Here is a 21,260-nt window from a genome sequence, read left to right on the forward strand (position 1 = left end):
GGTAAGTGGGATGATCGGGCGTCCGCTGTGGATAACGCTCAGTTGACCGGTTCCAGATAGTCCAGCTGCGGCAAGCGCCGCGCCATTTCCTGACGGATGCTGCCGCGCATCGCCTGCAGCCGTTCGCGCTCGCTGCCGTTGAACACTCCCGGCAGCACCGTCCAGATGTCGAAACGCACTTCCTGCTCCGATGCGAAGCGGTATTTCAGCCGCACCTTGGGCTGGCCGCCGCTGTAATAGCCATCGTCCTGCCCCGGATCGCAGCGCTCGCAGCGCAGCCGGTATTGCGCCGCCACGGCGTCCAGCGCCTCGATCACTTTGGCGCGGTCCAGTCGGGCGGCCGCGACGCGGGCGCGCACGCCGTATTGCTGGCTGTACGGAACGGCGGAGGCGGCGCAGGCCAGCACGGCCGCCAGCGCCAAGGGCGGCGCCAGCCTGCGGCGAGCGGCCGCCGGCAGCGCGGCCATCCGCTCATGCCGCAGCCAGGCCAGCCGGCACAAGGGCAGCACCCACAGCGCGATCAGGTCGCCGTAGTCGACGGTGCGGGCGATGGCGAACGGCAGCGCGGTGTTGAAGGACTGGATCGCCGGCGTCGACATGGGGCTTTTCCACCACAGCCAGGCCAGCGCCAGGCCGGTGGCCGATGCCAGAAAGCGGCGCGGCCAGGCCGCCTGCAGCAGCAGGCCGATCAGCATCAGGCCGGCGAAATCGGACAGTTTGCCGCTGAGCCAGCCCGGATGGCTTGGCTTCAGCCACCAATCGTTGGCCAGCAACAGCAGAAGCGAGATCAGGAAGGGCCAACTGGCGATGACGGCGGAGAGACGGCTGCGCATGGAAGGGGAATGGAGAATCGAAGCCGCCATTCTAGCAGAGCGGCCGCGGCCGGCGGCATGCCGGCCATGACGGGGGACAAGGCGTCAGGAACAATCCGCGTTCAGCGACGGATAGGCGGTGTTCAGCAGCCATTTGCCGGCGGTGCCGCCGCTGCCGGGCGCGTTGTAATACCAGAAGCAGACCTTGACCGGGGTGAATTTCTGCCAGGTTTCGCACAGGCCGTTGTCGCCGGCCTTGGTGCATTTCCAACCTTGGGTGACGCCGACCAGGCCGGCGTCGACGATGTCCTTGGGGCCGCCGCTGGTGCCGCAATTGACGTGCGGCTTGGTGGTGTCCTTGCTCCATTTGTCGAAGGACTGCTTGAAAGCGGCCCAGTTTTCGAACACCGATTTGTCGATCTGGCTTTGCGCGCCGCTGGGCGGCAGCGGCAGCGCCGCGTTTTTCATGTGCAGGCCGACGTGGCCGCCCTTGCCGCCGGCCGCGCGGTTGTCGGCGTCGGACTTGGCGCTGGTCTGGACATTAGCGTTGGCGGTGCAGGCCGCGGCATGGATCTGCGGCGCGGCGCTCAGCGCCAGCAGGGCGAGTATGGTGGAGCGGGACATGCGCATGGACGGTCTCCTTGGCCAGTCTGGGAGTGGCCTCATGCCATCGGCGATGGCTGTGGATAAAAGAGGAAGTCGGCGAGCGTTGTGGATAAGCCGCCATTTCTGTCAACGCGCATGATCGCGCCGCGTGAAGCCGCGCCGCGCAGGGCCTGGACTATGGAACTGGGGTGTCCTGGCTGAACAGGTTGCGCCACCGGCCATCCCGATGCAGCCACAACGAGGAGATGTACATGGTTTCCTCCTGTTCGGCGTTGGGGCGCAGCCATTGCGCGCGGTAGCTGAGCAGGCCGGCGCCGGGGGCGGCCCAGACCAGCCGCGCCTGATCCAGCTGGTAGCGGACGGCGGCGGGGCCGGCGCGCAGCGGCGCGACGTGCTCGTCCCGGTTGGAGAATCCGCTGGCGTAGACGCCGACGAAGTCGTCGTCCAGCAGCGCGGCGTCGGCATCGGCGTCGCCGGCGACGAAGGCTTGCCACACGCCTTCTTCCAGCGACAGCAGCAGCGGTAGAGAGGGGGTGGGGATCGTGTTCATGTCTTCAGCATATCATGCGTTCACGCGGCCGCTTCTTCCCGTTCGATGAAGGCGAAAACATAGCCGTCCGGGTCGGGGAAGTAGCAGATCCGGCAGTGGTCGTCTTCGTACCTGGCGATGATGTCTATCTTGTCGCCTGCCTGGTCCAGTTTGGCGAAAATGTCATCGACATGAAGATAGAAAACGGCGCTGGCCGGAGAGGGGCCCGGGGCCGAGCGCGGCAGAAAGGCGCAGGCGCCCGCGCGCGGCTGCACGGTGAACAGCGTGGCGCCGCCCTCGCGGACCGCGTACACGGTTTCGTGCCGGGAGAGGCTGTCGCGGACGACTTGGTAGCCGAGCGACTCGAAGAAGTCCAGCGTGGCGCCGGCGTCCTGCACGGCGAGCCGGACGCAGAAGGGATGGGAGGGCATGGTTTTCCTTTCGTTGCGGGCGGCGGAATGGCTCAGACTGCCGCGCCCATGCGACAGTTTAGAATGCCCCTGCTGACAGCGTATTGTCAGTGGCATGCTCGCGCCGCCACGCCTGCTGCTGCCGGCGCAGGTAGTCGGCCAGGCTGGCGTGCGATGGCGGCGGCGAGGACTCGGTCCGCCGCAGCGCCTGGATCAGGTCGACGCGGAAGCTGCGGTAGTCGCCGCGCAGGCCGCACCACGCCACCAGCGTCCATTTGCCGCCCCAGTACAGCAGGCCCAGCGGGAACACCGTGCGCCGGGTGCGGGCCTGGGCCAGGCTGAAGTAGTCGATGTCCAGCGCCGCGCGTTCGGCGATGGCCAGGCGCAGCTGGTCCCAGCGCGCCTTGTGCGCGTCGTCGAAGGGCTCGGTGAAGGCCAGCACCGCGCCTTCGCCGTCGCTGGCGCGCGCGTCGGGCAGGCTGGCGTAGATCTTGGCCAGCAGGCTTTGCGCCGCCCGGCTCAGGTCGTTGCCCACCGCGCGCGACAGCATGTCCATCGCCAGCGTCAGCGCTTCCAGCTCGGCCGAGTTCAGCGTCAGCGGCGGCAGTTCGAAGTTCTCGTCCAGCCGGTAGCCGACGCCGGCTTCGCCGTAGACCGGGATGCCGTTGACCGACAGATCGTCGATGTAGCGGTAGATGCTGCGCACCGACACGCTCAGCCGCTCGGCCAGCTCCGCCGCGGTGATGGGCTGGCGGGCGCGGATCAGGTTGACCAGTTGGAACAGGCGTTCGGCTTTGCGCATGGGAGTGATCGTTGGCTGCGGGGTTGCCAAGTGTAGCGCCAACGCGCGGGCGGCTACACTGAATCAAGGGCCCGCCGGGCCGTCACGCGGGAGGGGATCATGGACATGCTTAGTCGCGAAAGCCTGTTGTGCCTGGTGGAGGACGTGGAGTCGGAGGACCCGATCGATTACGCCGACCTGCCGTTCGACGAGCAAAACCTGCGCGAATTGATCGTCGATTCGCTGCTGGAGCGCGAGCTGGTGTTTCGTTCGGAAGAGCCGGACGAGGCCAAGCGGATGCTGGTCTATCTGGCGGCCACCGCGCGGCTGACGCTGGAGAACATGGTGTTGCACGCCCGGCTGCTGCGGGCGGGGCTGGAAGAGGCCTAGCGCCGGATTTGAGGATATCTTGCGCGGCGGCTGCCGGCTAAATAATCATACGGCATGAATCGGATATACTGGCGGTTTTCCCACCGCGAGGAAGCCGCCATGCTCCGCATTCTCGGCCGCAGCAACTCCATCAATGTCCGCAAGGTGCTGTGGACCTGCCATGAAATCGGCCTCGACTACGAGCGCGAGGACTGGGGGCGCGGCGTGCGCCCGGTCGCCGATCCGGAATTCCTGGCGCTGAATCCGTTCTCGATGATTCCGGCGCTGGTGGACGGCGGGGTGACGCTGTCCGAGTCCAACGCCATCTGCCGCTACCTGGCCGCCAAGCACGGCCGCCACGACCTGCTGCCGGCCGATCCGGCCGCCCGCGCCCAGATCGAGCGCTGGATGGACTGGCAGGCCGCCGATCTGAACCCCGCCTGGAGCTACGCCTTCCACGCGCTGAGCCGCAACAGCCCCGACCATCGCGACCCGGCGCGCATCGCCGACAGCGTGGCGGCGTGGAAGAAGCAGATGGCGGTGCTGGAGTCGCAGCTGGGCGAGGGCTGGGCGCGGGGCGACGCGTTCACGCTGGCCGACATCGTGCTGGGGGTATCGGTGCAGCGCTGGCTGCTGACGCCATTCGACAAGCCGGCGCTGCCCAAGACCGAAGCCTATTTCGAACGCCTGCGCCGCCGCCCCGCCTACCAGGCCCACGGCGGCGAGGGCGTGGCCTGATGGAGAATCGAGAGATGACGATGCAAGCGCAATGGAACGCGGTGGACGATTATTTCTGCCAACAGCTGGTTCCGCAGGATGCCGCGCTGGAGGCGGCGCTGGCCGACAGCGCCGCCGCCGGGCTGCCGGCGATCAATGTGGCGCCCAACCAGGGAAAATTCCTCAACTTGCTGGCGCGCATCCACGGTGCGCGCCGGATTCTGGAGATCGGCACCCTGGGCGGCTACAGCACGATCTGGCTGGCGCGCGCGCTGCCGGAGAACGGCCGGCTGGTGACGCTGGAATACGAACCCCGGCATGTGGAGGTGGCGGCCGCCAATCTGGCCCGCGCCGGCGTCGCCGGCCAGGTGGACATCATCCCGGGCGCGGCGGCGGACTCGCTGCAGCGATTGATAGACGACGGCGCGCCGCCGTTCGACCTGGTGTTCATCGACGCCGACAAGCCCAACAACCCGGTGTATCTGGAGCTGGCGTTGCGGCTGTCGCGGCCGGGCACGGTGATCGTCGGCGACAATGTCGCGCGCCAGGGCGAGGTGGCTAATCCGGCCAATCCCGATCCGGCCATCGTCGGCACCCGCCGTTTCATCGAGCTGATGGGCAGCCATCCCCGGCTGTCCGCCACCGCGATCCAAACCGTGGGCGGCAAGGGCTACGACGGTTTCGCGCTGGCCATCGTCGAAGGCTGAGCGCGGAAGCGAAAACGGGCAGGCGCCGAGAGGCCCTGCCCGTTTCGTTTGGCTGCGCGGCCTTGCCGGCCGCGCGGCTTACTGCTGCGGCGCGAACACGTCGCGCCAGCCGGTGTAGGCGGTGACGAAGGCCACCGGGATCCACAGCAGCAGGCCCAGGCCCAGCGGCAGCAACGCCACCATGCAGCTGAGGCCCAGCACTAGGCTGGCCACCAAGAGCGGCAGCCAGTTGCTCAGGCAGGCCTTCAGGCTGGCGCGCAGCGCCGGCCAGGGATCGATGCGGTTCAGCGCCACCATGGTGGGCGCGAACCAGTAGGCCATGCCCACCAGCACGCCGCCGATCAGGGCCAGCGCCCCCAGCGCGACGGCGGCGCCGCCGCCCGCGGCGGTGGACGCGCCCGCCCCGGCCGCCTTGCCGAGCAGGCCGCCCATCAGGCCGCCAGACACGCCCATCGCCACCGCGGCCACGATCACCACCAGCATCAGGCCGAAGATCATCGCGCCCAGCAGCAGCAGCGGGCCGGGCATCTGGCGGAAGGCGGCGAACAGGTCGGCCAGCTCCAGCTCCTCGCCGCGCTCGGACTTGGCGGCGGCCATCACGAAGCCGGCGGCGAACAGCGGGCCGATCAGCGCGCTGGCCAGATCGCCCAGCACCGGCACCACGCTCAGCGCGATCTGGATCACCAGGTAGACCAGGGTCAGCAGCACCCAGGTCAACGGTTGCTGGCGCACGATCTGGAAGGCTTCCACGAACCAGCGCCAGCCTTGGCCGGCGCCGACTTTGCGATGGATGGGCGGACTGTTGGGTTGCTGCATGGGGTTCTCCGGAAAGGCGCGCGCGGTCGCGCAATGTTGATCGAATATGTCGAAAGACTGCGTTTGATCGTTGCGTATGCCTGATTGTACTCAATTTGCGCCGGGGCGGCCGGTTGCCGGGAAAGGGCAAAATCGGCGATAATCTCGCGGTTTTGCGACGGAGTGCCCCTGTCGCCAGCCGCATCGAGCGCGAGGGATGGACCGTCGTACCGGTTCCCAATAGTCTTGAGGTTTTACCTGCATGGTTACCCGCACCGAGCTTGCCAACGCTATTCGCTTCCTCTCCATGGACGCCGTGGAAAAAGCCAAATCCGGCCACCCGGGCGCGCCGATGGGCATGGCGGACATCGCCGAAGTCCTGTGGCGCGATCACCTGAAGCACAATCCGGCGAACCCGGACTGGGCCGACCGCGACCGCTTCGTTCTCTCCAACGGCCACGGCTCGATGCTGATCTACAGCCTGCTGCACCTGACCGGCTACGATCTCTCCATCGACGACCTCAAGAACTTCCGCCAGCTGCACTCCAAGACGCCGGGCCACCCGGAATACGGTTACGCGCCGGGCGTGGAAACCACCACCGGCCCGCTGGGCCAGGGCATCACCAACGCCGTCGGCATGGCGATGGCCGAGAAGATGCTGGCCGTCCAATTCAACCGCGACGGCCATGAAATCGTCAACCATCACACCTACGCCTTCCTGGGCGACGGCTGCCTGATGGAAGGCATCAGCCACGAGGCGTGCTCGCTGGCCGGCACCTGGGGCCTGAACAAGCTGATCGCCTTCTGGGACGACAACGGCATCTCGATCGACGGCCACGTCGAAGGCTGGTTCAGCGACGACACCCCGGCCCGCTTCGAAGCCTACGGCTGGCAGGTGATCCGCAACGTCAACGGCCACGATCCGGCCGAGATCGCCACCGCGATCGCCACCGCCAAGAAGAGCGCCGACAAGCCGACGCTGATCTGCTGCCGCACCACCATCGGCTTCGGCGCTCCCACCAAGCAGGGCAGCCACGACTGCCACGGCGCGCCGCTGGGCGCCGCCGAGATCGCCGCCGCGCGCGATCTGCTGAAGTGGCCGCACGCGCCGTTCGAAATCCCGTCCGAGATCTACGCCGAGTGGAGCGCCCGCGACCAGGGCGCCGTCGCCGAGATCGAGTGGAACAAGCGCTTCGACGCCTACCGCGCCGCGCATCCGCAGCTGGCCGCCGAGTTCGAGCGCCGGATGGCGGGCGAGCTGCCGGCCGGCTGGGCCGAAGCCCAGGCCGCCGCCGTCGCCAAGATCGCCGACGCCGCCCAGACCGTGGCCACCCGCAAGGCCAGCCAGATCGCGCTGGAAGCGTTCTCTCCGTCCCTGCCCGAGTTCGTCGGCGGCTCCGCCGACCTGACCGGCTCCAACCTGACCAACTGGTCCGGCAGCAAATGGATAGACGGCGAAGGCAACGGCAACTACATCAGCTACGGCGTGCGCGAGTTCGGCATGGCCGCCATCATCAACGGCATGACGCTGCACGGCGGCCTGCGCCCGTACGGCGGCACCTTCCTGATGTTCAGCGAATACGCCCGCAACGCGCTGCGCATGGCCTCGCTGATGAAGATCAACCCGATCTTCGTGTTCACCCACGACTCGATCGGCCTCGGCGAAGACGGCCCGACCCACCAGCCGGTGGAACAGACCGCCACGCTGCGCTACATCCCCAACCACCACGTCTGGCGTCCGTGCGACACCACCGAGACCGCGGTGGCCTGGGCGCACGCGATCGAGCAGAAAACCACCCCGTCCAGCCTGGTGCTGAGCCGGCAGAACCTGCCCTTCGTCGCCCGAGACGCCGCGCAGACCGCCGCGATCAAGAAGGGCGGCTACGTGCTGCGCGACGCGGCCGGCGCGAAGGCCGTGCTGATCGCCACCGGCTCTGAAGTGGAGCTGGCGCTGAAGGCGCAGGAAACCCTGGCCGCCGAAGGCGTGCCGGTGCGCGTGGTGTCCATGCCTTGCACCAATGTGTTCGACGCCCAGGACAAGGCCTGGCAGCAGAGCGTGCTGCCGGCGGGCCTGCCGCGCGTGGCGGTGGAGGCCGGCCATCCGGACTTCTGGCGCAAGTACGTCGGCCTGGAAGGCGATGTGGTCGGCATCGACCACTTCGGCGAATCCGCGCCGGCCGGCCAGCTGTTCAAGGAGTTCGGCTTCACCGCGGAAAACGTGGTCGCCAAGATCCGCGCCGTTCTGCGTTAAGACGTAAACAGACCACCGGTGAACCGGTGGTCTTTTTTTGCCGTGTCATGTAGTGACGCCACTACATTCAGTGCCCTGGAGAAGAGAGAAGCATGACCATCCGCCTCGCCATCAACGGTTACGGCCGCATCGGCCGCCAAGTTCTGCGCGCCATCTACGAAAACAAGTTGCACGACGACTTCAAGGTGGTGGCGGTCAACGCCTCCGGCGACCTGAACATCAATGCCCACCTGACCCAGTTCGACACCGTGCACGGCCGTTTCCCCGGCAGCGTCGAGCAGGATGGCGAACACCTGATCCTGAATGGCGACAAGATTCCGTTCTTCAGCACCCGCAACCCGGCCGAGCTGCCGTGGAAGGCGCTGGAGGTGGACTTGGTGCTGGAGTGCACCGGCGCCTTCACCAGCAAGGAAAAGTGCCAGGCCCATATCGACGCCGGCGCCAAGAAGGTGCTGATCTCCGCGCCGGGCGGCGACGATGTCGACGCCACCATCGTCTACGGCGTCAATCACGACACGCTGACGCCTGAGATGACCGTGGTGTCCAACGCCAGCTGCACCACCAACTGCCTGGCGCCGGTGGCCAAGGCGCTGAACGACGCGATCGGCATCAAGAAGGGCCTGATGACCACCATCCACGCCTTCACCAACGACCAGGTGCTGACCGACGTCAAGCACAAGGACCTGCGCCGCGCCCGCTCCGCCACCGACAACATGATCCCCACCAAGACCGGCGCGGCCAAGGCTGTCGGCCTGGTGCTGCCGGAGCTGAAGGGCAAGCTGGATGGCTTCGCGGTGCGCGTGCCGACCATCAACGTGTCGCTGGTGGACCTGACCTTCACCGCGATGCGCGACACCTGCAAGGACGAGATCAACGAGATCCTGCAGGGCGCGGCCAACGGTAGCATGAAGGGCATCCTGGGCTTCAACACCCTGCCGCTGGTGTCCGGCGACTTCAACCACACCGAAGAAGCGTCCACCTTCGATTCCACGCTGACCAAGGTGACCGGCGGCAACCTGGTCAAGGTATTGGCCTGGTACGACAACGAGTGGGGCTTCAGCTGCCAGATGCTGCGCACCGCGCGCGCGATGTTCGGCCGCTGAGGCGGACGGCGCAGAACGGCGGGGCGGGCGGCGGTTTCATGCCATTCGCCCTGTTGTTTTGTTACATAGGGCGCGCAAAAAATTTGATTGGTGTTAAAGTGACGCCGCCTGATCGGCATACACTGCCGGATAGGGGCGATCACCGGTTAGCGCGCCTAGCGCGCCGGATACGGCGGCAGCGGACGGGAAATTTTGCGACAGCCCGCGCGTCGAAATAGGATTGCCCGTGGTTTCGCCCTAGCCTGTTCCGCAAGACCGGCGGCCCGCCGCTTGCCGGACCGTTCCGCATCCAACCGAGCGAGTGAAACGATGAAATTCAACAAACTCTCCGAACAGAATCTTTCCGGCAAGCGCGCGCTGATCCGCGTGGACATGAACGTGCCGCTGAAGAACGGCGTGATCGGCGACGACACCCGCATCCGCGCCAGCCTGCCCACCATCGAGCACTGCCTGAACGCCGGCGCCGCCGTGCTGCTGATGACCCATCTGGGCCGCCCGACCGAGGGCGAGCCGAAGCCGGAAGACAGCCTGGCGCCGGTGGTGGCCCGCCTGTCCGAGCTGCTGGGCAAGCCAGTGCGCCTGATCGCCGACTTCCACGCCGGCGTCGAGCTGGCGCCGGGCGAGGTGGCGATGCTGGAGAACGTGCGCCTGAACAAGGGCGAGAAGAAGAACAACGACGAGCTGGGCCGCGCTTACGCCGCGCTGTGCGACGTCTTCGTCCACGACGCCTTCGGCACCGCCCACCGCGCCGAGGCTTCCACCCACGCGGTGGCCAAGTTCGCGCCAGCCGCCTGCGCCGGCCTGCTGCTGTCGGCTGAGCTGGATGCGCTGGGCAAGGCGCTGCAGGCGCCGGCCCGCCCGCTGGTGGCCATCGTCGCCGGCTCCAAGGTGTCGACCAAGCTGACCATCCTGGAAGCGCTGGCCGACAAGGTGGACCAGCTGATCGTCGGCGGCGGCATCGCCAACACCTTCCTGCTGGCCGAGGGCAAGGCCATCGGCAAATCGCTGGCCGAGGCTGATCTGGTGGAAGACGCCAAGCGCGTCATCGCCAAGATCCGCGCCCGCGGCGGCGATGTGCCGCTGCCGTCCGACGTGGTGTGCGCCAAGGAATTCGCCGAAACCGCCGCCGCGACCACCAAGAACGTGGCCGAAGTGGCCGCCGACGACATGATCCTGGACATTGGCCCGGATTCCGCCCAGCAACTGGCCGCCATCATCGCCCAGGCCGGCACCGTGGTGTGGAACGGCCCGGTCGGCGTGTTCGAGTTCGACCAGTTCGGCAACGGCACCAAGACGCTGGCCCAGGCCATCGCCCAGTCCAAGGCGTTCTCGATCGCCGGCGGCGGCGACACGCTGGCGGCGATCGCCAAATACGGCATCACCGAGCGCCTCAGCTACATCTCCACCGGCGGCGGCGCCTTCCTGGAATTCCTGGAAGGCAAGGAGCTGCCGGCGGTGGCCATCCTGGCTGAGCGCGCGGGTTAAAGGGAAGGATCGCATGGCGGCGTTTGCCGCCATGCGCTTGAAGAAAATGGCTATTTTGGCGTACCGCGGGCCCATGACCAGCCGCTTGAGGTGGCCGCTCCGTTATACTGGCGGGTATCCCCCCAGCAGGAGAATGTGATGTCGCTGCAAACCTGGCTGTTGTTCGTCACCACCGTGTTCTTTGTTTCCGCCACGCCCGGCCCCAATATGCTGCTGGCGATGACGCACGGAATCCATTACGGCGTGCGCCGCACGCTGATGACCTGTTGCGGGCTGATGACCGCGCTGGGCCTGATCATGCTGGGCTCGGTGGCCGGCCTGGGCGCGCTGCTGGCGACGTCCGAGCTGCTGTTCTCCATCGTCAAGTACGCCGGCGCGCTGTACCTGGTGTACCTGGGCGTCAAGACCTGGCGCAGCCTGCCGCAGCCGGTGGCCGAGCTGCGCGAGGACGACAGCGGCAAACACGGCCCGTGGGCCTTGTTCCGCCGCGGCTTCCTGGTGGCGATGAGCAACCCCAAGGCCTTCATCTTCTTCACCGCGCTGTTCCCGCAATTCATGAACGCGCATCAGCCGCAGGGGCCGCAGCTGGCCATCCTGGCGGCCACGTTCTACCTGATAGAGTCCTGCTGGCAGCTGAGCTACGCCAGCGGCGGGGCCCGGCTGGCGCGCTGGCTGAACAGCGCGCGCCGGCTGCGGCTGGTCAACCGCTTCAGCGGCGGCGCCTTCGTCGGCGCCGGCTTGTTGCTGACCGGCCTGTCTCGACAATAACCATCACGGCTGCCGATTCGCCATCGTCAGCCGTTTTTTTCGAACCGGCCCCGCGAAGCGCGGGGCTTCCCGAAGGAGAAACTCATGGCACTCGTTTCCATGCGCCAGTTGCTGGACCACGCGGCTGAATACAGCTATGGCCTGCCGGCCTTCAACGTCAACAACCTGGAACAGATGCGCGCCATCATGGAAGCCGCCGACAAGGTCGACGCGCCGGTGATCGTGCAGGCTTCGGCCGGCGCCCGCAAATACGCCGGCGCCCCCTTCCTGCGCCACATGATCCTGGCCGCGATCGAAGAATTCCCGCACATCCCGGTGGTAATGCACCAGGACCACGGCACCAGCCCGGACGTCTGCCAGCGATCGATCCAGCTGGGTTTCTCCTCGGTGATGATGGACGGCTCGCTGAAGTCCGACGGCAAGACCCCGGCCGACTACGACTACAACGTCGGCGTCACCCGCACCGTGGTCAACTTCGCCCACGCCTGCGGCGTGTCGGTGGAAGGCGAGATCGGCTGCCTGGGCAGCCTGGAAACCGGCATGGCCGGCGAGGAAGACGGCGTCGGCGCCGAAGGCGTGCTCGACCACAGCCAGCTGTTGACCGACCCGGAAGAAGCCGCCCGCTTCGTCAAGGACACCGGCGTGGACGCGCTGGCGATCGCCATCGGCACCAGCCACGGCGCGTACAAGTTCAGCAAGAAGCCCACCGGCGATGTGCTGCGCATCGACCGCATCAAGGAAATCCACGCCCGCATCCCCAATACCCACCTGGTGATGCACGGCTCCTCCAGCGTGCCGCAAGAATGGCTGCAGATCATCAACCAATACGGCGGCGACCTGGGCGAAACCTACGGCGTGCCGGTTGAGGAGATCGTCGAGGGCATCAAGCACGGCGTGCGCAAGGTGAACATCGACACCGACCTGCGCCTGGCGTCCACCGGCGCCATCCGCCAGTTCATGGCCAAGAACCCGGCCGAGTTCGACCCGCGCAAATACTTGGCCAAGACCATCGAAGCGATGCGCGACATCTGTATCGCCCGCTACGAGGCCTTTGGCTCCGCCGGCCAGGCCAGCAAGATCAAGGCCGTCAATCTGGACTCGATGGCCAATCGCTACCTGAAGGGCGAGCTCGCGCAAATCGTGCGTTGAGCGCCGGATGACGATGAATGAGGCGAGGCGGGCTTTGTAAGCAAGATGTAAAAGCGCTTGCAAGGCTTTGCCTGGGAAGCAATAATTCATTTGTCATTTCAGGAATGGGATTCGTATGCACACCGGCCTAGGCTCATCCGAGCGACGCCGGTTGCCATGCAGACTGCCCTACCCGCCCTCGCGGCGGGTTTTTTTTTGCCAATGAGCGATGTTTGCGCGCCGGGATTGGCCCGGCCCGGCGGTTTGCATACACTGCCGGTATTCGGATCAAGAATCAGGAGGGACCCATGAAATTGAGCCTGCTGTATTTCGCCCGGCTGCGCGAGACGCTGGGTGTGGAGAGCGAGCAATTGGACAGCGAGGCGGCCAGTGTGGCCGAGCTGCTGGCCGAGCTGCGGCAGCGCGGCCAGTCCTGGGCGCTGGAGTTGGCCGCGGACAAGGTGTTCCGGGTAGCGGTGAACCAGGAGATGGCGAAGCCGGACACGCCGCTGGCCGATGGCGACGAAGTGGCGGTGTTTCCGCCGGTGACCGGGGGCTGAGATGACGGTCAACCATATCCGGGTGCAGACCGAGGACTTCGATGTCGGCGCCGAGGTGAGGCGCTGGTCGGCCAATCCGGCCTGCGGCGCGGTGGTCAGCTTCACCGGCCTGGTGCGCGACTACGGCGACCGCCAGGATGTGGTGGCGCTGGAGCTCGAGCATTATCCGGGCATGACTGAGAGGGCGCTGGCCGACATCGTCTGCGAGGCGCGCAAGCGCTGGTCGCTGAAGGGGGTGACGCTGATCCACCGCGTCGGCCGGCTGGCGCTGGGCGACGACATCGTGCTGGTGGTGGCGGCCAGCGGCCACCGGCGCGACGCCTTCGAGGCCGCTTCCTTCCTGATGGACTATCTGAAGCGGCAGGCGCCGTTCTGGAAATGCGAGATCCTGGCCGACGGCAGCCGCCACTGGGTGGACGCCAAGGCCAGCGACGAGGCGGCTGCGGCGCGCTGGGACGATCCGGCCGACAAGGCTTGATCGGCGATTGCAAAGGGGGTTGGGCATGACGATGGACGTGATCGACTACCAGGTGTTCGGCGACGACATGCAGTACGTCGAGGTGGAGCTGGACCCGGGCGAGGCGGCGGTTGGCGAGGCCGGCGCGCTGTACTACATGCAGGACGGCATCGCGATGGACACCGTGTTCGGCGACGGCTCCGGCCGCGAGGGCGGCGTGCTCGGCTCGCTGCTGGGCGCGGGCAAGCGCTTGCTGACCGGCGAGTCGGTATTCACCACGGTGTTCGCCAACCAGTCGCATGCCCGGCGCAAGGTGGCCTTCGCCGCCGCGACGCCGGGCAAGATCGTGCCGGTGCATTTGCTGGAGCTGGGCGGTGTGCTGTACGCGCAGAAGGACAGCTTTCTCGCCGGCGCCAAGGGCGTCAGCCTGGGCCTGGCTTGGCAGAAGCGAATCGGCACCGGCCTGTTCGGTGGCGAGGGCTTCATCATGCAGAAGCTGGAGGGCGACGGCTACGTGTTCCTCCACGCCGGCGGCGCGCTGACCGAGCTGCAGCTGCAGCCGGGCGAGACGGTGCGGGCGGATACCGGCTGCGTGGTGGCCTACCAGCCCAGCGTCGATTTCGACATCGAATACGTCGGCAAGCTGAAGAGCGCGCTGTTCGGCGGCGAGGGACTGTTCTTCGCCAAGCTGACCGGCCCGGGGCGGGTGTGGCTGCAATCGCTGCCGCTGTCGCGGCTGGCCGACCGCATCGTCGCCGCCGCGCCGCGCGCCGGCGGGGAATCGAAAGAACAGGGCTCGCTGCTGGGCGGCTTGTTCAGCGACAAGAACTAGGGCGCGTCAACTGGCCCCGGGCTGGCGCCGCCAGCCGTCCAGCCGGTAGTGGCGGGCGCCGTCGGCGCGCAGCTCGGACGCCAGCAGCGCCACTTCCTCCAATGGCAGCGCCAACGGCGGCAGCGCCTGTTCCGGCAGCGGCCGCGCCAGGCGGCGCAGCAAGGTCAGGTGCGGGTGGTAGGATTGCGTCTCGATGGCCAAACCCGTTGCGCGCAGCTCCGTTTTCAATGTTTCCACCCACGCGCGCAGCGCCGGCGGCGGGTGGGCCGGCCCGCACCAGCCGATGCCGCCCCAGCTGCCGCAGCCGTTCAGCACGATGGCGGGCGGCAGGTTGGCCGCCGCCCGTTCGGCGCAGTCGGCGGCCTGTTGCAGCCGCAGCGGCGTCAGTTCTCCCAGGAAAACCAGGGTCAGGTGCAGCTGGGCCGCGGCAAGCGCGCGGCCGCCAGCCTGTCGCCGCAAGCGCTTCTGCCATGCTTGCAGCCCGGCCAGGCATTCCGGCGGCGGCAGGCAGGCCAGGAAGGCGCGCATGCCGGCCTCAATCCTCGTGGCGGATCAGCGCCTGGCGGCGCTTGACGAAGCCGCGCACCCGTTCGTTGTCGTGCGGCAGCCAGTGCAGCAGCTCGCGCAGGCTCTGCATCTCGCCGGCGTAGTCCTGGCCGGCCTCCTGCCGGTTTTCGGCGATGCGCAGCAGCATCGCGCAGCCGTATAGGCCCAGCCGGCAGTTCAAAGTCCGCATCGCATCGCCGTGCAGCATCGCGGCGGCGGTTTCCAGCCTGCCCTGGTTGGCCTGGTCCAGCGCGGCGCGGCTCTTGTCCTGCAGCTCGGCGTAGGCGGCGCGCGCAGCGTCGCCGCAAGCCGGCCGCGGCGTGGCCACTTCCAGCAGGCTGCCCAGCTCGTGGCGGCTGTCGGCGAAGCGCAGCGCGATGGATCGCGCCCAGTCCGGCGCGCGCTCGGCGCCATGCTCGTCGGGCAGCTTGACCGCCGCCGACAGGAAACGCAGCGCGCTGGCGAAGTCGGTTTCCGGCGCGTTCATCCATTCGGCGGCCTCGGCCAGATGGGTCTCGGCCTGTTGCGGCCGCTGCTGGGCCAGCGCGGTCAGCGCGCGGCACACCGCCATGGTCAGCGGGCCGCCGGGCAGCTCGCCCTGGCGCGCGGCGATGTCGTGCTGCAGCCGGTCCAGCTGCTGGGTCTGGCCGCTTTCGCAGCGCGCTTGCAGCAGGTCCACCATCGCCTCCGGGCCGAAGAAGCTGTTGCCGCGGCCGATGTCCACCGCGCGCTGCAGCGGCTCCACCGCCCGCGTGGCGTCGCCGCTGCGCAGCAGCGAGGTGCCGTAGTGGTGCAGCCGGTTGAAGTTGCGCGGCGAGATCGCCACCGCCTTTTCCAGCGCGCCGGCGGCGTCCGAATATTTGCCGTCGTCGGTCAGGTTCTGCGCCAGCAGATCGTAGGCCTCGGTGTAGCGCGGGGCTTCGGCGATCACCTGGTCCAGCAGCGTATTGGCGCCGCCGCCGTCGCCCTGCTCGGACAGGATGCGGGCGACGCCCATCTTGGCCCAGGGCGGCTCATCCTTGGACAGCACCTCGCGGTAAAGCCGCAGCGCGGCTTCGTGCAGGCCTTCGCGCGCCAGCAGCTCGCCGCACAGCCGCTGCGCGTCCAGCCGCCGCTGGCGGCTGTCGGCTTCGGCGATCAGCCCGCCCAGGGTCTGGATCGCCTGCTCGGTCTTGCCCTTGTCCAGCAGCCGGTGCGCCGGGGAAAGGAAGGCCTTGCGCCGGGCGGCCGCCTCCAGCCGGTCCAGCAGCTGCTGGGTGGTGAACGGCTTGAGGATGTAGTCGTCGGGGACCAGCTCGGCGGCGCTGGCCACCTGGCCGTAGTTGCGCTCGCCGGTGATCATCACCCACAGCGTGGACAGCGGCAGCGCGCCGGAGCGCCGGGTCGCCTCCAGCAGCTCCTGGCCGTTCATGCCCAGGCCCAGGTTGTAATCGCACAGCACCACGTCGTAGCGGCGGCCGCGCAGCCGGTTCTGCGCCTCGCCGGCGTGGCTGGCGGTTTCCGATTGGGTGACGCCGCCCATGGCCAGGATGGCGCGTATGCCCTGGGACATGCTGTGGGCGTCGTCCACGATCAGCACCGTGGTGTTTTCGTCGAATGCCATATCGCCTCTCGCGTGGGCCGGCGCGCCGGCGGAAGGGTTGCCGGGCGGGTTTATTCGCAGTCTGGGTTCAGCGCGTGCAGCCGGCGCAGGAAGCCGCGCACGCGCTCGTTGTCTTCCGGCAGCCAATCGATCAGCCGCTGCACTTGGCGCTGCGCCTCGGCGAAGTCGCGGTTCGCCTTGTGGAGGTTTTCGCAGTTGCGCAGCAATAGCGCGCAGGCGTTCATGCTGATGCGCTCGTTCAGCGTTTCCTGCGATAGCTGGTACAGCATCGTGGCGGCGTCTTCCAGCTTGCCGTTGCCGGCCAGCTCCACCGCCTTGTTGCTCTCCTGCTGCAGCGTTTCGTAGGCGTTTTCGATGGCGGCGTGGCCGGCTTCGTGCTTGTGGGAGATTTCCAGCAGCGTGCCCAGCTCGTGACGGCCGTCGGCGAAGCGCAGCGCGATGCCGTGGCCCCATTGCTGCGGCAGCTCGTTGCTCAGTTCGGCCGGCAGCCGCACCGCGGCGGACAGGAAGCGCTGGGCGGAGGAGAAGTCGGTTTCGCGGGCGCGCAGCTCGCCGGCCACGCCCTGCAGCTGGGCCAGCGCGTCGCTGGGACGCTGCTGGGCCAGCGCGGTCAGCGCGCGGCATACCGCCATCGTCAGCTTGCCGCCGGGCAGCTCGTCGATGCGGCCGGCGATCTCCGATTGCAGCCGGTCCAGCTGCTGGGTCTGGCCGCTTTCGCTGTAGGCCTGCAGCAGGTCCACCAGCACGTCGGGGCCGAAAAAGTTGTTGTTGCGGCCGATTTCCACCGCCCGCTGCAGGTAGTCGGCGGCCTTGGTCGGGTCGCCGCAGCGCAGCAGCGCGGTGCCGCAGCTCTTCAGGCGGTTGAAGTTGCGCGGCGAGATCGCCACCGCCTTTTCCAGCACCACGGCGGCGGTCTGGTACTGGCCGTCGTCGATCAGGTTTTGCGCCAGCAGGTCGTAGGCGTCGGTGTAGCGCGGCGCGTCGGCGATGATCTCCCGCAGCAGCGCGTTGGATTCCTGGCTCTCGCCCTGCTCGGCGACGATGCGGGCGACGCCCATCTTGGCCCAGGGGATCACGCGCTGGGTCAGCAGCTCCTGGTAGATGGTCAGCGCCTCGCTCTGGCGGCCCTCGTTGACCAGCAGCTCGGCGGCCAGGCGCTTGGCGTCCAGCCGGTACTGCGCGTTCTGCGTCTCGCGCGCCAGCTGCAGCAGCACCTGTATCGATTGCTCCACCTTGCCCTGGGCCAGCAGCTTGTGCGCCGGCGCGAGGAAGGTCTTGCGCTGGCCGGCCAGGTTCATCCGGTCCAGCAGCAGCTGGGAGGCGAACGGTTTGAGGATGTAGTCGTCGGGCGCCATCTCGGCGGCGGCCACCACCCGTTCGTAATGGCGCTCGCCGGTGATCATGATCCAGATGGTGGACAGCGGCAGGTTGCCGCCCTTGCGCATCGCTTCCAGCAATTCCTGGCCGTCCATGCCCTCGCCCAGGTTGTAGTCGCACAGCACCACTTCGTAGTGCTTGCCGCGCAGCCGGTTGCGGGCCTCGCTGGCGTTGCTGACGGCTTCGGAGCGGGTGATGCCGGCCATGGACAGCATGGTGCGCAGCCCCTGGCGCACGGTGTGGGAGTCTTCGATGATCAGTACGGTGGTGTTGGCGTCGAATTGCATGGCGGGTGCCGGCGCGGGGCCGGTCTCAGACGATATCCAGGTGGTCTATGCCTTCCAGCGGATCGCGGTTGCGCGCGCTCTCGCTGTACAGCTTGATTCTCAGGCGCAGGTCGTTGATGGAGTCGGCATTGCGCAGCGCGTCCTCGTAAGTGATCAGCTCGGCCTCGTACAGCTCGAACAGCGATTGGTCGAAGGTTTGCATGCCGGCCTCGCGCGAGCGCCCCATCACCTCCTTCAGCCCGGCGATTTCGCCCTTGAATACCATGTCCGACACCAGCGGGCTGTTGAGCAGGATCTCCACCGCCGCCACCCGGCCGCTGCCGGATTTGTGCGGCACCAGCCGCTGCGAAATGATGGAGCGCATGTTCAGCGACAGGTCCATCAGCACCTGCTGGTGGCGTTCCTCGGGGAAGAAGTTGAGGATGCGGTCCAGCGCCTGGTTGGCGTTGTTGGCGTGCAGCGTGGCCAGGCACAGGTGGCCGGTTTCGGCGAATTGCAGGCCGTAGGCCATGGTCTCGCGGTCGCGGATCTCGCCCATCAGGATCACGTCCGGCGCCTGGCGCAGCGTGTTCTTCAGCGCGATTTCCCAGTTTTCGGTATCCACGCCGATCTCGCGCTGGGTGACGATGGATTTCTTGTGGGTGTGCACGTACTCGATCGGGTCTTCGATCGTGATGATGTGGTCCTGATTATGGGTGTTGCGCCAGTCCACCAGCGCGGCCAGCGAGGTGGACTTGCCCGAGCCGGTGCCGCCGACGAAGATCACCAGCCCGCGCTTGATCAGCGCGATATCCTTCAGCACCTCGGGCAGGGTCAGCTGGTCGAAGGTGGGGATATCGGTGTTGATCTTGCGCAGCACCATGCCCGCCATGCCTTGCTGGACGAAGGCGCTGACGCGGAAGCGGCCGACGCCGGGCGGGTTGATCGCGAAATTGGCTTCCTTCTTCGTCTCGAACTCTTCGGTCTGGCGATCGTTCATCACCGCGCGCACCAGTTCCTTGCTTTGCTGGGCGGTCAGCGCCTGCGGCGCCACCGGCGTGATCTTGCCGTCTATCTTCATCGCCGGCGGAAAGTCGGCGGAGATGAAGATGTCGGAGGCGTTCTTGCCCGTCGCGTGCTTGAGCAGGTCGTGGATGAATTTGGAAGCCTGGTCTTTTTCCATGGCGGCGTTTCCTGCGTGAGCTGCTGATACAGTCTAGCCCGCTATCGTCGCGGCGGGCGCTCGCGGCCGGCCTCCGCCGCGGCGGGGCTCAGAACGCGTCCTTGTTGCTGGCCTTGGCCCGCGCCTCGTTCGGCGACACCATATTGCGCCGGGTCAGGTCGGCCAGGCATTGGTCCAGCGTCTGCATGCCGTGCTGCTGGCCGGTCTGTATCATCGAGTTGATCTGGGCGATCTTGTTCTCCCGGATCAGGTTGCGGATGGCCGGCGTGCCTATCATGATCTCGTGCGCGGCGACCCGGCCCGAGCCGTCCTTGGTTTTCAGCAGCGTCTGGGCGATCACCGCCCGCACCGATTCCGACAGCATCGAGCGCACCATTTCCTTTTCGCCGGCGGGGAATACGTCGACGATCCGGTCTATGGTCTTGGCCGCGCTGCTGGTGTGCAGCGTGCCGAACACCAGGTGGCCGGTTTCGGCGGCGGTCAGCGCCAGCCGTATCGTTTCCAGATCGCGCAATTCGCCGACCAGGATCACGTCCGGGTCTTCGCGCAGCGCGCTTTTCAGCGCATTGGCGAAGCTGTGGGTCTGCAGGCCCAGCTCGCGCTGGTTGATCAGGCTCTTCTTGCTTTCGTGGACGAACTCGATCGGGTCCTCCACGGTAAGAATGTGCGAGAAGGCGTTTTCGTTGACATAGTCGATCATCGCCGCCAGCGTGGTCGACTTGCCGGAGCCGGTGGGGCCGGTCACCAGCACCAGGCCGCGCGGGTAGTTGGCGATGTCCTGGAAGATGCGCGGCGCCGACAGCTGCTCCAGCGTCAGCACCTTGCTGGGAATCACCCGGAACACCGAGGCCATGCCGCGGTTCTGGATGAAGGCGTTGACGCGGAAGCGGGCGATGCCGGGCAGCTCGAACGAGAAGTCGCACTCGTAGGTGTCTTCGAAGGTCTTGCGCTGGTAGTCGTTCATGATGTCGTACACCATGTCGTGCACGTCATGGTGGTCCAGCGGCGGCAGATTGATCCGGCGGATGTCGCCGTTGACCCGTATCATCGGCGGCAGTCCGGCCGACAGGTGCAGGTCGGAAGCCTTGTTCTTGACGGTAAAAGCCAGGAGCTCGGAAATTTCCATATAATTCTCCACTATGCATAGTCGCCCGCCGGTTTTCCCGTTGGCATGGCCGGATCCGCAATCCATTGTATGCGCTTGCCGGGCGGCCGGATATCCCCGCCGCGTCCGCGCCGGGCGCTTCACGGAAATGAAAACGACATGACCGATTCCCTTTCTTCCCGACTCCAGCAAGTGCGGCTGCGGCTGGACGCGGCCGCAGCCGCCGCCGGCCGGGCGCCGGGCGCCGCCGCGCTGCTGGCGGTGAGCAAGACCTTCCCCGCCGACGACCTGCGCGCCGCCTACGATTGCGGCCAGCGCGCCTTCGGCGAGAACTATGTGCAGGAGTTGCAACAGAAGTGCGAGGCGCTGGCCGGCCTGGATATAGAATGGCACTTCATCGGGCCCCTGCAGTCGAACAAGACCCGCGTCGTCGCCGAGCGCGCGCACTGGGCGCATTCGATAGACCGGCTGAAGATCGCCGAGCGCCTGTCGGCGCAGCGGCCGGACAGCCTGCCGCCGTTGAACGTCTGCGTGCAGGTCAATGTATCCGGCGAGGACAGCAAGAGCGGCTGCGCGCCGGAAGAGGCTGCGGCGCTGGTCCGCGCGGTGGCGGCGCTGCCCAGGCTGCGCCTGCGCGGCCTGATGTGCATTCCGGAGCCGACCCAGGACGCGGCCCGGCTGGCGGCGCAATTCGCCAGGCTGCGCGGCCTGCTGCAGCAGCTGAACGCCGAGGGCTTGGCGCTCGACACGCTGTCGATGGGCATGTCGGCCGACCTGGAGGCGGCGGTGGCCGAGGGCGCCACCCTGGTGCGGGTGGGTTCGGCCATCTTCGGCCAGCGCGACTACCAACATTGAACATTCCGGCTTCCG

At 67.3% G+C, this 21,260-nt stretch carries 23 protein-coding genes; 12 read left to right on the forward strand and 11 right to left on the reverse strand.

Annotation, left to right across the window (positions count from 1 at the left end; all coding sequences use genetic code 11):
- Nucleotides 1-38 precede the first annotated feature (38 nt).
- From VA599_RS08540 to VA599_RS08560, 5 genes are all read right to left on the reverse strand, one after another.
- A complete protein-coding gene (locus VA599_RS08540; protein ID WP_346788264.1) occupies nucleotides 39-833 on the reverse strand; it encodes a hypothetical protein in 795 nt (264 codons plus the stop codon).
- Nucleotides 834-917: 84 nt separating this feature from the next.
- Nucleotides 918-1,442, reverse strand: coding sequence for a hypothetical protein (locus VA599_RS08545; protein WP_346788266.1), 525 nt, complete (start codon nucleotides 1,440-1,442; stop codon nucleotides 918-920).
- A 151-nt stretch (nucleotides 1,443-1,593) separates the two neighbouring features.
- A complete protein-coding gene (locus VA599_RS08550; RefSeq protein WP_346788267.1) occupies nucleotides 1,594-1,968 on the reverse strand; it encodes a DUF4440 domain-containing protein in 375 nt (124 codons plus the stop codon).
- A 20-nt stretch (nucleotides 1,969-1,988) separates the two neighbouring features.
- Nucleotides 1,989-2,378 (reverse strand): VOC family protein, encoded by a 390-nt coding sequence (locus VA599_RS08555; RefSeq protein ID WP_346788268.1) that lies wholly within the window; start codon nucleotides 2,376-2,378, stop codon nucleotides 1,989-1,991.
- A 58-nt stretch (nucleotides 2,379-2,436) separates the two neighbouring features.
- A complete protein-coding gene (locus VA599_RS08560) occupies nucleotides 2,437-3,159 on the reverse strand; it encodes a helix-turn-helix transcriptional regulator (RefSeq protein ID WP_021475439.1) in 723 nt (240 codons plus the stop codon).
- A gap of 99 nt (nucleotides 3,160-3,258) precedes the next feature.
- Between VA599_RS08560 and VA599_RS08565 the strand changes: the two genes are divergently transcribed.
- The 3 genes from VA599_RS08565 to VA599_RS08575 all read left to right on the forward strand — a co-directional run bounded on the left by VA599_RS08565 (nucleotide 3,259) and on the right by VA599_RS08575 (nucleotide 4,931).
- Nucleotides 3,259-3,528 (forward strand): hypothetical protein, encoded by a 270-nt coding sequence (locus tag VA599_RS08565; RefSeq protein WP_021475438.1) that lies wholly within the window; start codon nucleotides 3,259-3,261, stop codon nucleotides 3,526-3,528.
- A 99-nt stretch (nucleotides 3,529-3,627) separates the two neighbouring features.
- Entirely contained in the window at nucleotides 3,628-4,245 is a 618-nt protein-coding gene (locus VA599_RS08570; RefSeq protein ID WP_346788269.1) for a glutathione S-transferase family protein, read from the forward strand.
- A gap of 14 nt (nucleotides 4,246-4,259) precedes the next feature.
- Entirely contained in the window at nucleotides 4,260-4,931 is a 672-nt protein-coding gene (locus tag VA599_RS08575) for an O-methyltransferase (protein ID WP_346788271.1), read from the forward strand.
- A 78-nt stretch (nucleotides 4,932-5,009) separates the two neighbouring features.
- Here VA599_RS08575 and VA599_RS08580 read toward each other — a convergent pair whose 3' ends face one another.
- Entirely contained in the window at nucleotides 5,010-5,747 is a 738-nt protein-coding gene (locus tag VA599_RS08580; protein ID WP_104945781.1) for a BPSS1780 family membrane protein, read from the reverse strand.
- A 241-nt stretch (nucleotides 5,748-5,988) separates the two neighbouring features.
- Here VA599_RS08580 and tkt point away from each other — a divergent pair, with 241 nt between their 5' ends.
- The 8 genes from tkt (at nucleotide 5,989) to VA599_RS08620 (ending at nucleotide 14,310) form a co-directional block, all read left to right on the forward strand.
- Complete coding sequence (tkt, locus tag VA599_RS08585; protein WP_104945782.1) at nucleotides 5,989-7,977, forward strand: transketolase; 1,989 nt, start codon at nucleotides 5,989-5,991, stop codon at nucleotides 7,975-7,977.
- Nucleotides 7,978-8,069: 92 nt separating this feature from the next.
- Nucleotides 8,070-9,080: a type I glyceraldehyde-3-phosphate dehydrogenase gene (gene gap, locus VA599_RS08590; RefSeq protein WP_046156051.1), complete on the forward strand. Its 1,011-nt coding sequence runs from the start codon at nucleotides 8,070-8,072 to the stop codon at nucleotides 9,078-9,080.
- 309 nt (nucleotides 9,081-9,389) lie between these two features.
- Entirely contained in the window at nucleotides 9,390-10,565 is a 1,176-nt protein-coding gene (locus VA599_RS08595; protein WP_346788273.1) for a phosphoglycerate kinase, read from the forward strand.
- Between the two features lie 138 nt (nucleotides 10,566-10,703).
- The gene (locus VA599_RS08600; protein WP_021475430.1) at nucleotides 10,704-11,333 is read left to right on the forward strand and encodes a LysE family translocator; all 630 of its coding nucleotides are present in this window, start codon (nucleotides 10,704-10,706) and stop codon (nucleotides 11,331-11,333) included.
- A gap of 84 nt (nucleotides 11,334-11,417) precedes the next feature.
- The gene (fba, locus tag VA599_RS08605) at nucleotides 11,418-12,482 is read left to right on the forward strand and encodes a class II fructose-bisphosphate aldolase (protein ID WP_021475429.1); all 1,065 of its coding nucleotides are present in this window, start codon (nucleotides 11,418-11,420) and stop codon (nucleotides 12,480-12,482) included.
- Between the two features lie 287 nt (nucleotides 12,483-12,769).
- A complete protein-coding gene (moaD, locus tag VA599_RS08610) occupies nucleotides 12,770-13,021 on the forward strand; it encodes a molybdopterin converting factor subunit 1 (RefSeq protein ID WP_021475428.1) in 252 nt (83 codons plus the stop codon).
- 1 nt (nucleotide 13,022) lies between these two features.
- Nucleotides 13,023-13,499: a molybdopterin synthase catalytic subunit MoaE gene (gene moaE, locus VA599_RS08615; RefSeq protein WP_346788274.1), complete on the forward strand. Its 477-nt coding sequence runs from the start codon at nucleotides 13,023-13,025 to the stop codon at nucleotides 13,497-13,499.
- Nucleotides 13,500-13,524: 25 nt separating this feature from the next.
- Entirely contained in the window at nucleotides 13,525-14,310 is a 786-nt protein-coding gene (locus tag VA599_RS08620; RefSeq protein WP_346788275.1) for a TIGR00266 family protein, read from the forward strand.
- Nucleotides 14,311-14,316: 6 nt separating this feature from the next.
- Here VA599_RS08620 and thpR read toward each other — a convergent pair whose 3' ends face one another.
- From thpR to VA599_RS08645, 5 genes are all read right to left on the reverse strand, one after another.
- A complete protein-coding gene (gene thpR / locus VA599_RS08625) occupies nucleotides 14,317-14,838 on the reverse strand; it encodes an RNA 2',3'-cyclic phosphodiesterase (RefSeq protein WP_346788276.1) in 522 nt (173 codons plus the stop codon).
- Nucleotides 14,839-14,845: 7 nt separating this feature from the next.
- Nucleotides 14,846-16,459 (reverse strand): response regulator, encoded by a 1,614-nt coding sequence (locus VA599_RS08630; protein WP_346788277.1) that lies wholly within the window; start codon nucleotides 16,457-16,459, stop codon nucleotides 14,846-14,848.
- 50 nt (nucleotides 16,460-16,509) lie between these two features.
- A complete protein-coding gene (locus VA599_RS08635) occupies nucleotides 16,510-18,123 on the reverse strand; it encodes a response regulator (RefSeq protein WP_021475423.1) in 1,614 nt (537 codons plus the stop codon).
- 25 nt (nucleotides 18,124-18,148) lie between these two features.
- The gene (locus VA599_RS08640) at nucleotides 18,149-19,285 is read right to left on the reverse strand and encodes a PilT/PilU family type 4a pilus ATPase (RefSeq protein ID WP_021475422.1); all 1,137 of its coding nucleotides are present in this window, start codon (nucleotides 19,283-19,285) and stop codon (nucleotides 18,149-18,151) included.
- Between the two features lie 88 nt (nucleotides 19,286-19,373).
- Nucleotides 19,374-20,411 carry a type IV pilus twitching motility protein PilT gene (locus tag VA599_RS08645; RefSeq protein ID WP_021475421.1) on the reverse strand — a complete coding sequence of 346 codons (1,038 nt, stop codon included), beginning with the start codon at nucleotides 20,409-20,411 and terminating at the stop codon, nucleotides 19,374-19,376.
- Between the two features lie 138 nt (nucleotides 20,412-20,549).
- Between VA599_RS08645 and VA599_RS08650 the strand changes: the two genes are divergently transcribed.
- On the forward strand, nucleotides 20,550-21,245 hold the full coding sequence (locus VA599_RS08650) for a YggS family pyridoxal phosphate-dependent enzyme (protein ID WP_346788278.1): 696 nt from the start codon (nucleotides 20,550-20,552) through the stop codon (nucleotides 21,243-21,245).
- Nucleotides 21,246-21,260 lie beyond the last annotated feature (15 nt).

The sequence above is a fragment of the Chromobacterium indicum genome, assembly GCF_039708975.1.
Lineage (GTDB): Bacteria > Pseudomonadota > Gammaproteobacteria > Burkholderiales > Chromobacteriaceae > Chromobacterium > Chromobacterium piscinae.

Bases quoted from the DNA above. Each gene is read 5' to 3' on its own strand.
- VA599_RS08540 (WP_346788264.1), bottom strand. From the start codon at position 833: ATGCGCAGCCGTCTCTCCGCCGTCATCGCCAGTTGGCCCTTCCTGATC.
- VA599_RS08545 (WP_346788266.1), bottom strand. From the start codon at position 1,442: ATGCGCATGTCCCGCTCCACCATACTCGCCCTGCTGGCGCTGAGCGCC.
- VA599_RS08550 (WP_346788267.1), bottom strand. From the start codon at position 1,968: ATGAACACGATCCCCACCCCCTCTCTACCGCTGCTGCTGTCGCTGGAA.
- VA599_RS08555 (WP_346788268.1), bottom strand. From the start codon at position 2,378: ATGCCCTCCCATCCCTTCTGCGTCCGGCTCGCCGTGCAGGACGCCGGC.
- VA599_RS08560 (WP_021475439.1), bottom strand. From the start codon at position 3,159: ATGCGCAAAGCCGAACGCCTGTTCCAACTGGTCAACCTGATCCGCGCC.
- VA599_RS08565 (WP_021475438.1), top strand. From the start codon at position 3,259: ATGGACATGCTTAGTCGCGAAAGCCTGTTGTGCCTGGTGGAGGACGTG.
- VA599_RS08570 (WP_346788269.1), top strand. From the start codon at position 3,628: ATGCTCCGCATTCTCGGCCGCAGCAACTCCATCAATGTCCGCAAGGTG.
- VA599_RS08575 (WP_346788271.1), top strand. From the start codon at position 4,260: ATGACGATGCAAGCGCAATGGAACGCGGTGGACGATTATTTCTGCCAA.
- VA599_RS08580 (WP_104945781.1), bottom strand. From the start codon at position 5,747: ATGCAGCAACCCAACAGTCCGCCCATCCATCGCAAAGTCGGCGCCGGC.
- tkt (WP_104945782.1), top strand. From the start codon at position 5,989: ATGGTTACCCGCACCGAGCTTGCCAACGCTATTCGCTTCCTCTCCATG.
- gap (WP_046156051.1), top strand. From the start codon at position 8,070: ATGACCATCCGCCTCGCCATCAACGGTTACGGCCGCATCGGCCGCCAA.
- VA599_RS08595 (WP_346788273.1), top strand. From the start codon at position 9,390: ATGAAATTCAACAAACTCTCCGAACAGAATCTTTCCGGCAAGCGCGCG.
- VA599_RS08600 (WP_021475430.1), top strand. From the start codon at position 10,704: ATGTCGCTGCAAACCTGGCTGTTGTTCGTCACCACCGTGTTCTTTGTT.
- fba (WP_021475429.1), top strand. From the start codon at position 11,418: ATGGCACTCGTTTCCATGCGCCAGTTGCTGGACCACGCGGCTGAATAC.
- moaD (WP_021475428.1), top strand. From the start codon at position 12,770: ATGAAATTGAGCCTGCTGTATTTCGCCCGGCTGCGCGAGACGCTGGGT.
- moaE (WP_346788274.1), top strand. From the start codon at position 13,023: ATGACGGTCAACCATATCCGGGTGCAGACCGAGGACTTCGATGTCGGC.
- VA599_RS08620 (WP_346788275.1), top strand. From the start codon at position 13,525: ATGACGATGGACGTGATCGACTACCAGGTGTTCGGCGACGACATGCAG.
- thpR (WP_346788276.1), bottom strand. From the start codon at position 14,838: ATGCGCGCCTTCCTGGCCTGCCTGCCGCCGCCGGAATGCCTGGCCGGG.
- VA599_RS08630 (WP_346788277.1), bottom strand. From the start codon at position 16,459: ATGGCATTCGACGAAAACACCACGGTGCTGATCGTGGACGACGCCCAC.
- VA599_RS08635 (WP_021475423.1), bottom strand. From the start codon at position 18,123: ATGCAATTCGACGCCAACACCACCGTACTGATCATCGAAGACTCCCAC.
- VA599_RS08640 (WP_021475422.1), bottom strand. From the start codon at position 19,285: ATGGAAAAAGACCAGGCTTCCAAATTCATCCACGACCTGCTCAAGCAC.
- VA599_RS08645 (WP_021475421.1), bottom strand. From the start codon at position 20,411: ATGGAAATTTCCGAGCTCCTGGCTTTTACCGTCAAGAACAAGGCTTCC.
- VA599_RS08650 (WP_346788278.1), top strand. From the start codon at position 20,550: ATGACCGATTCCCTTTCTTCCCGACTCCAGCAAGTGCGGCTGCGGCTG.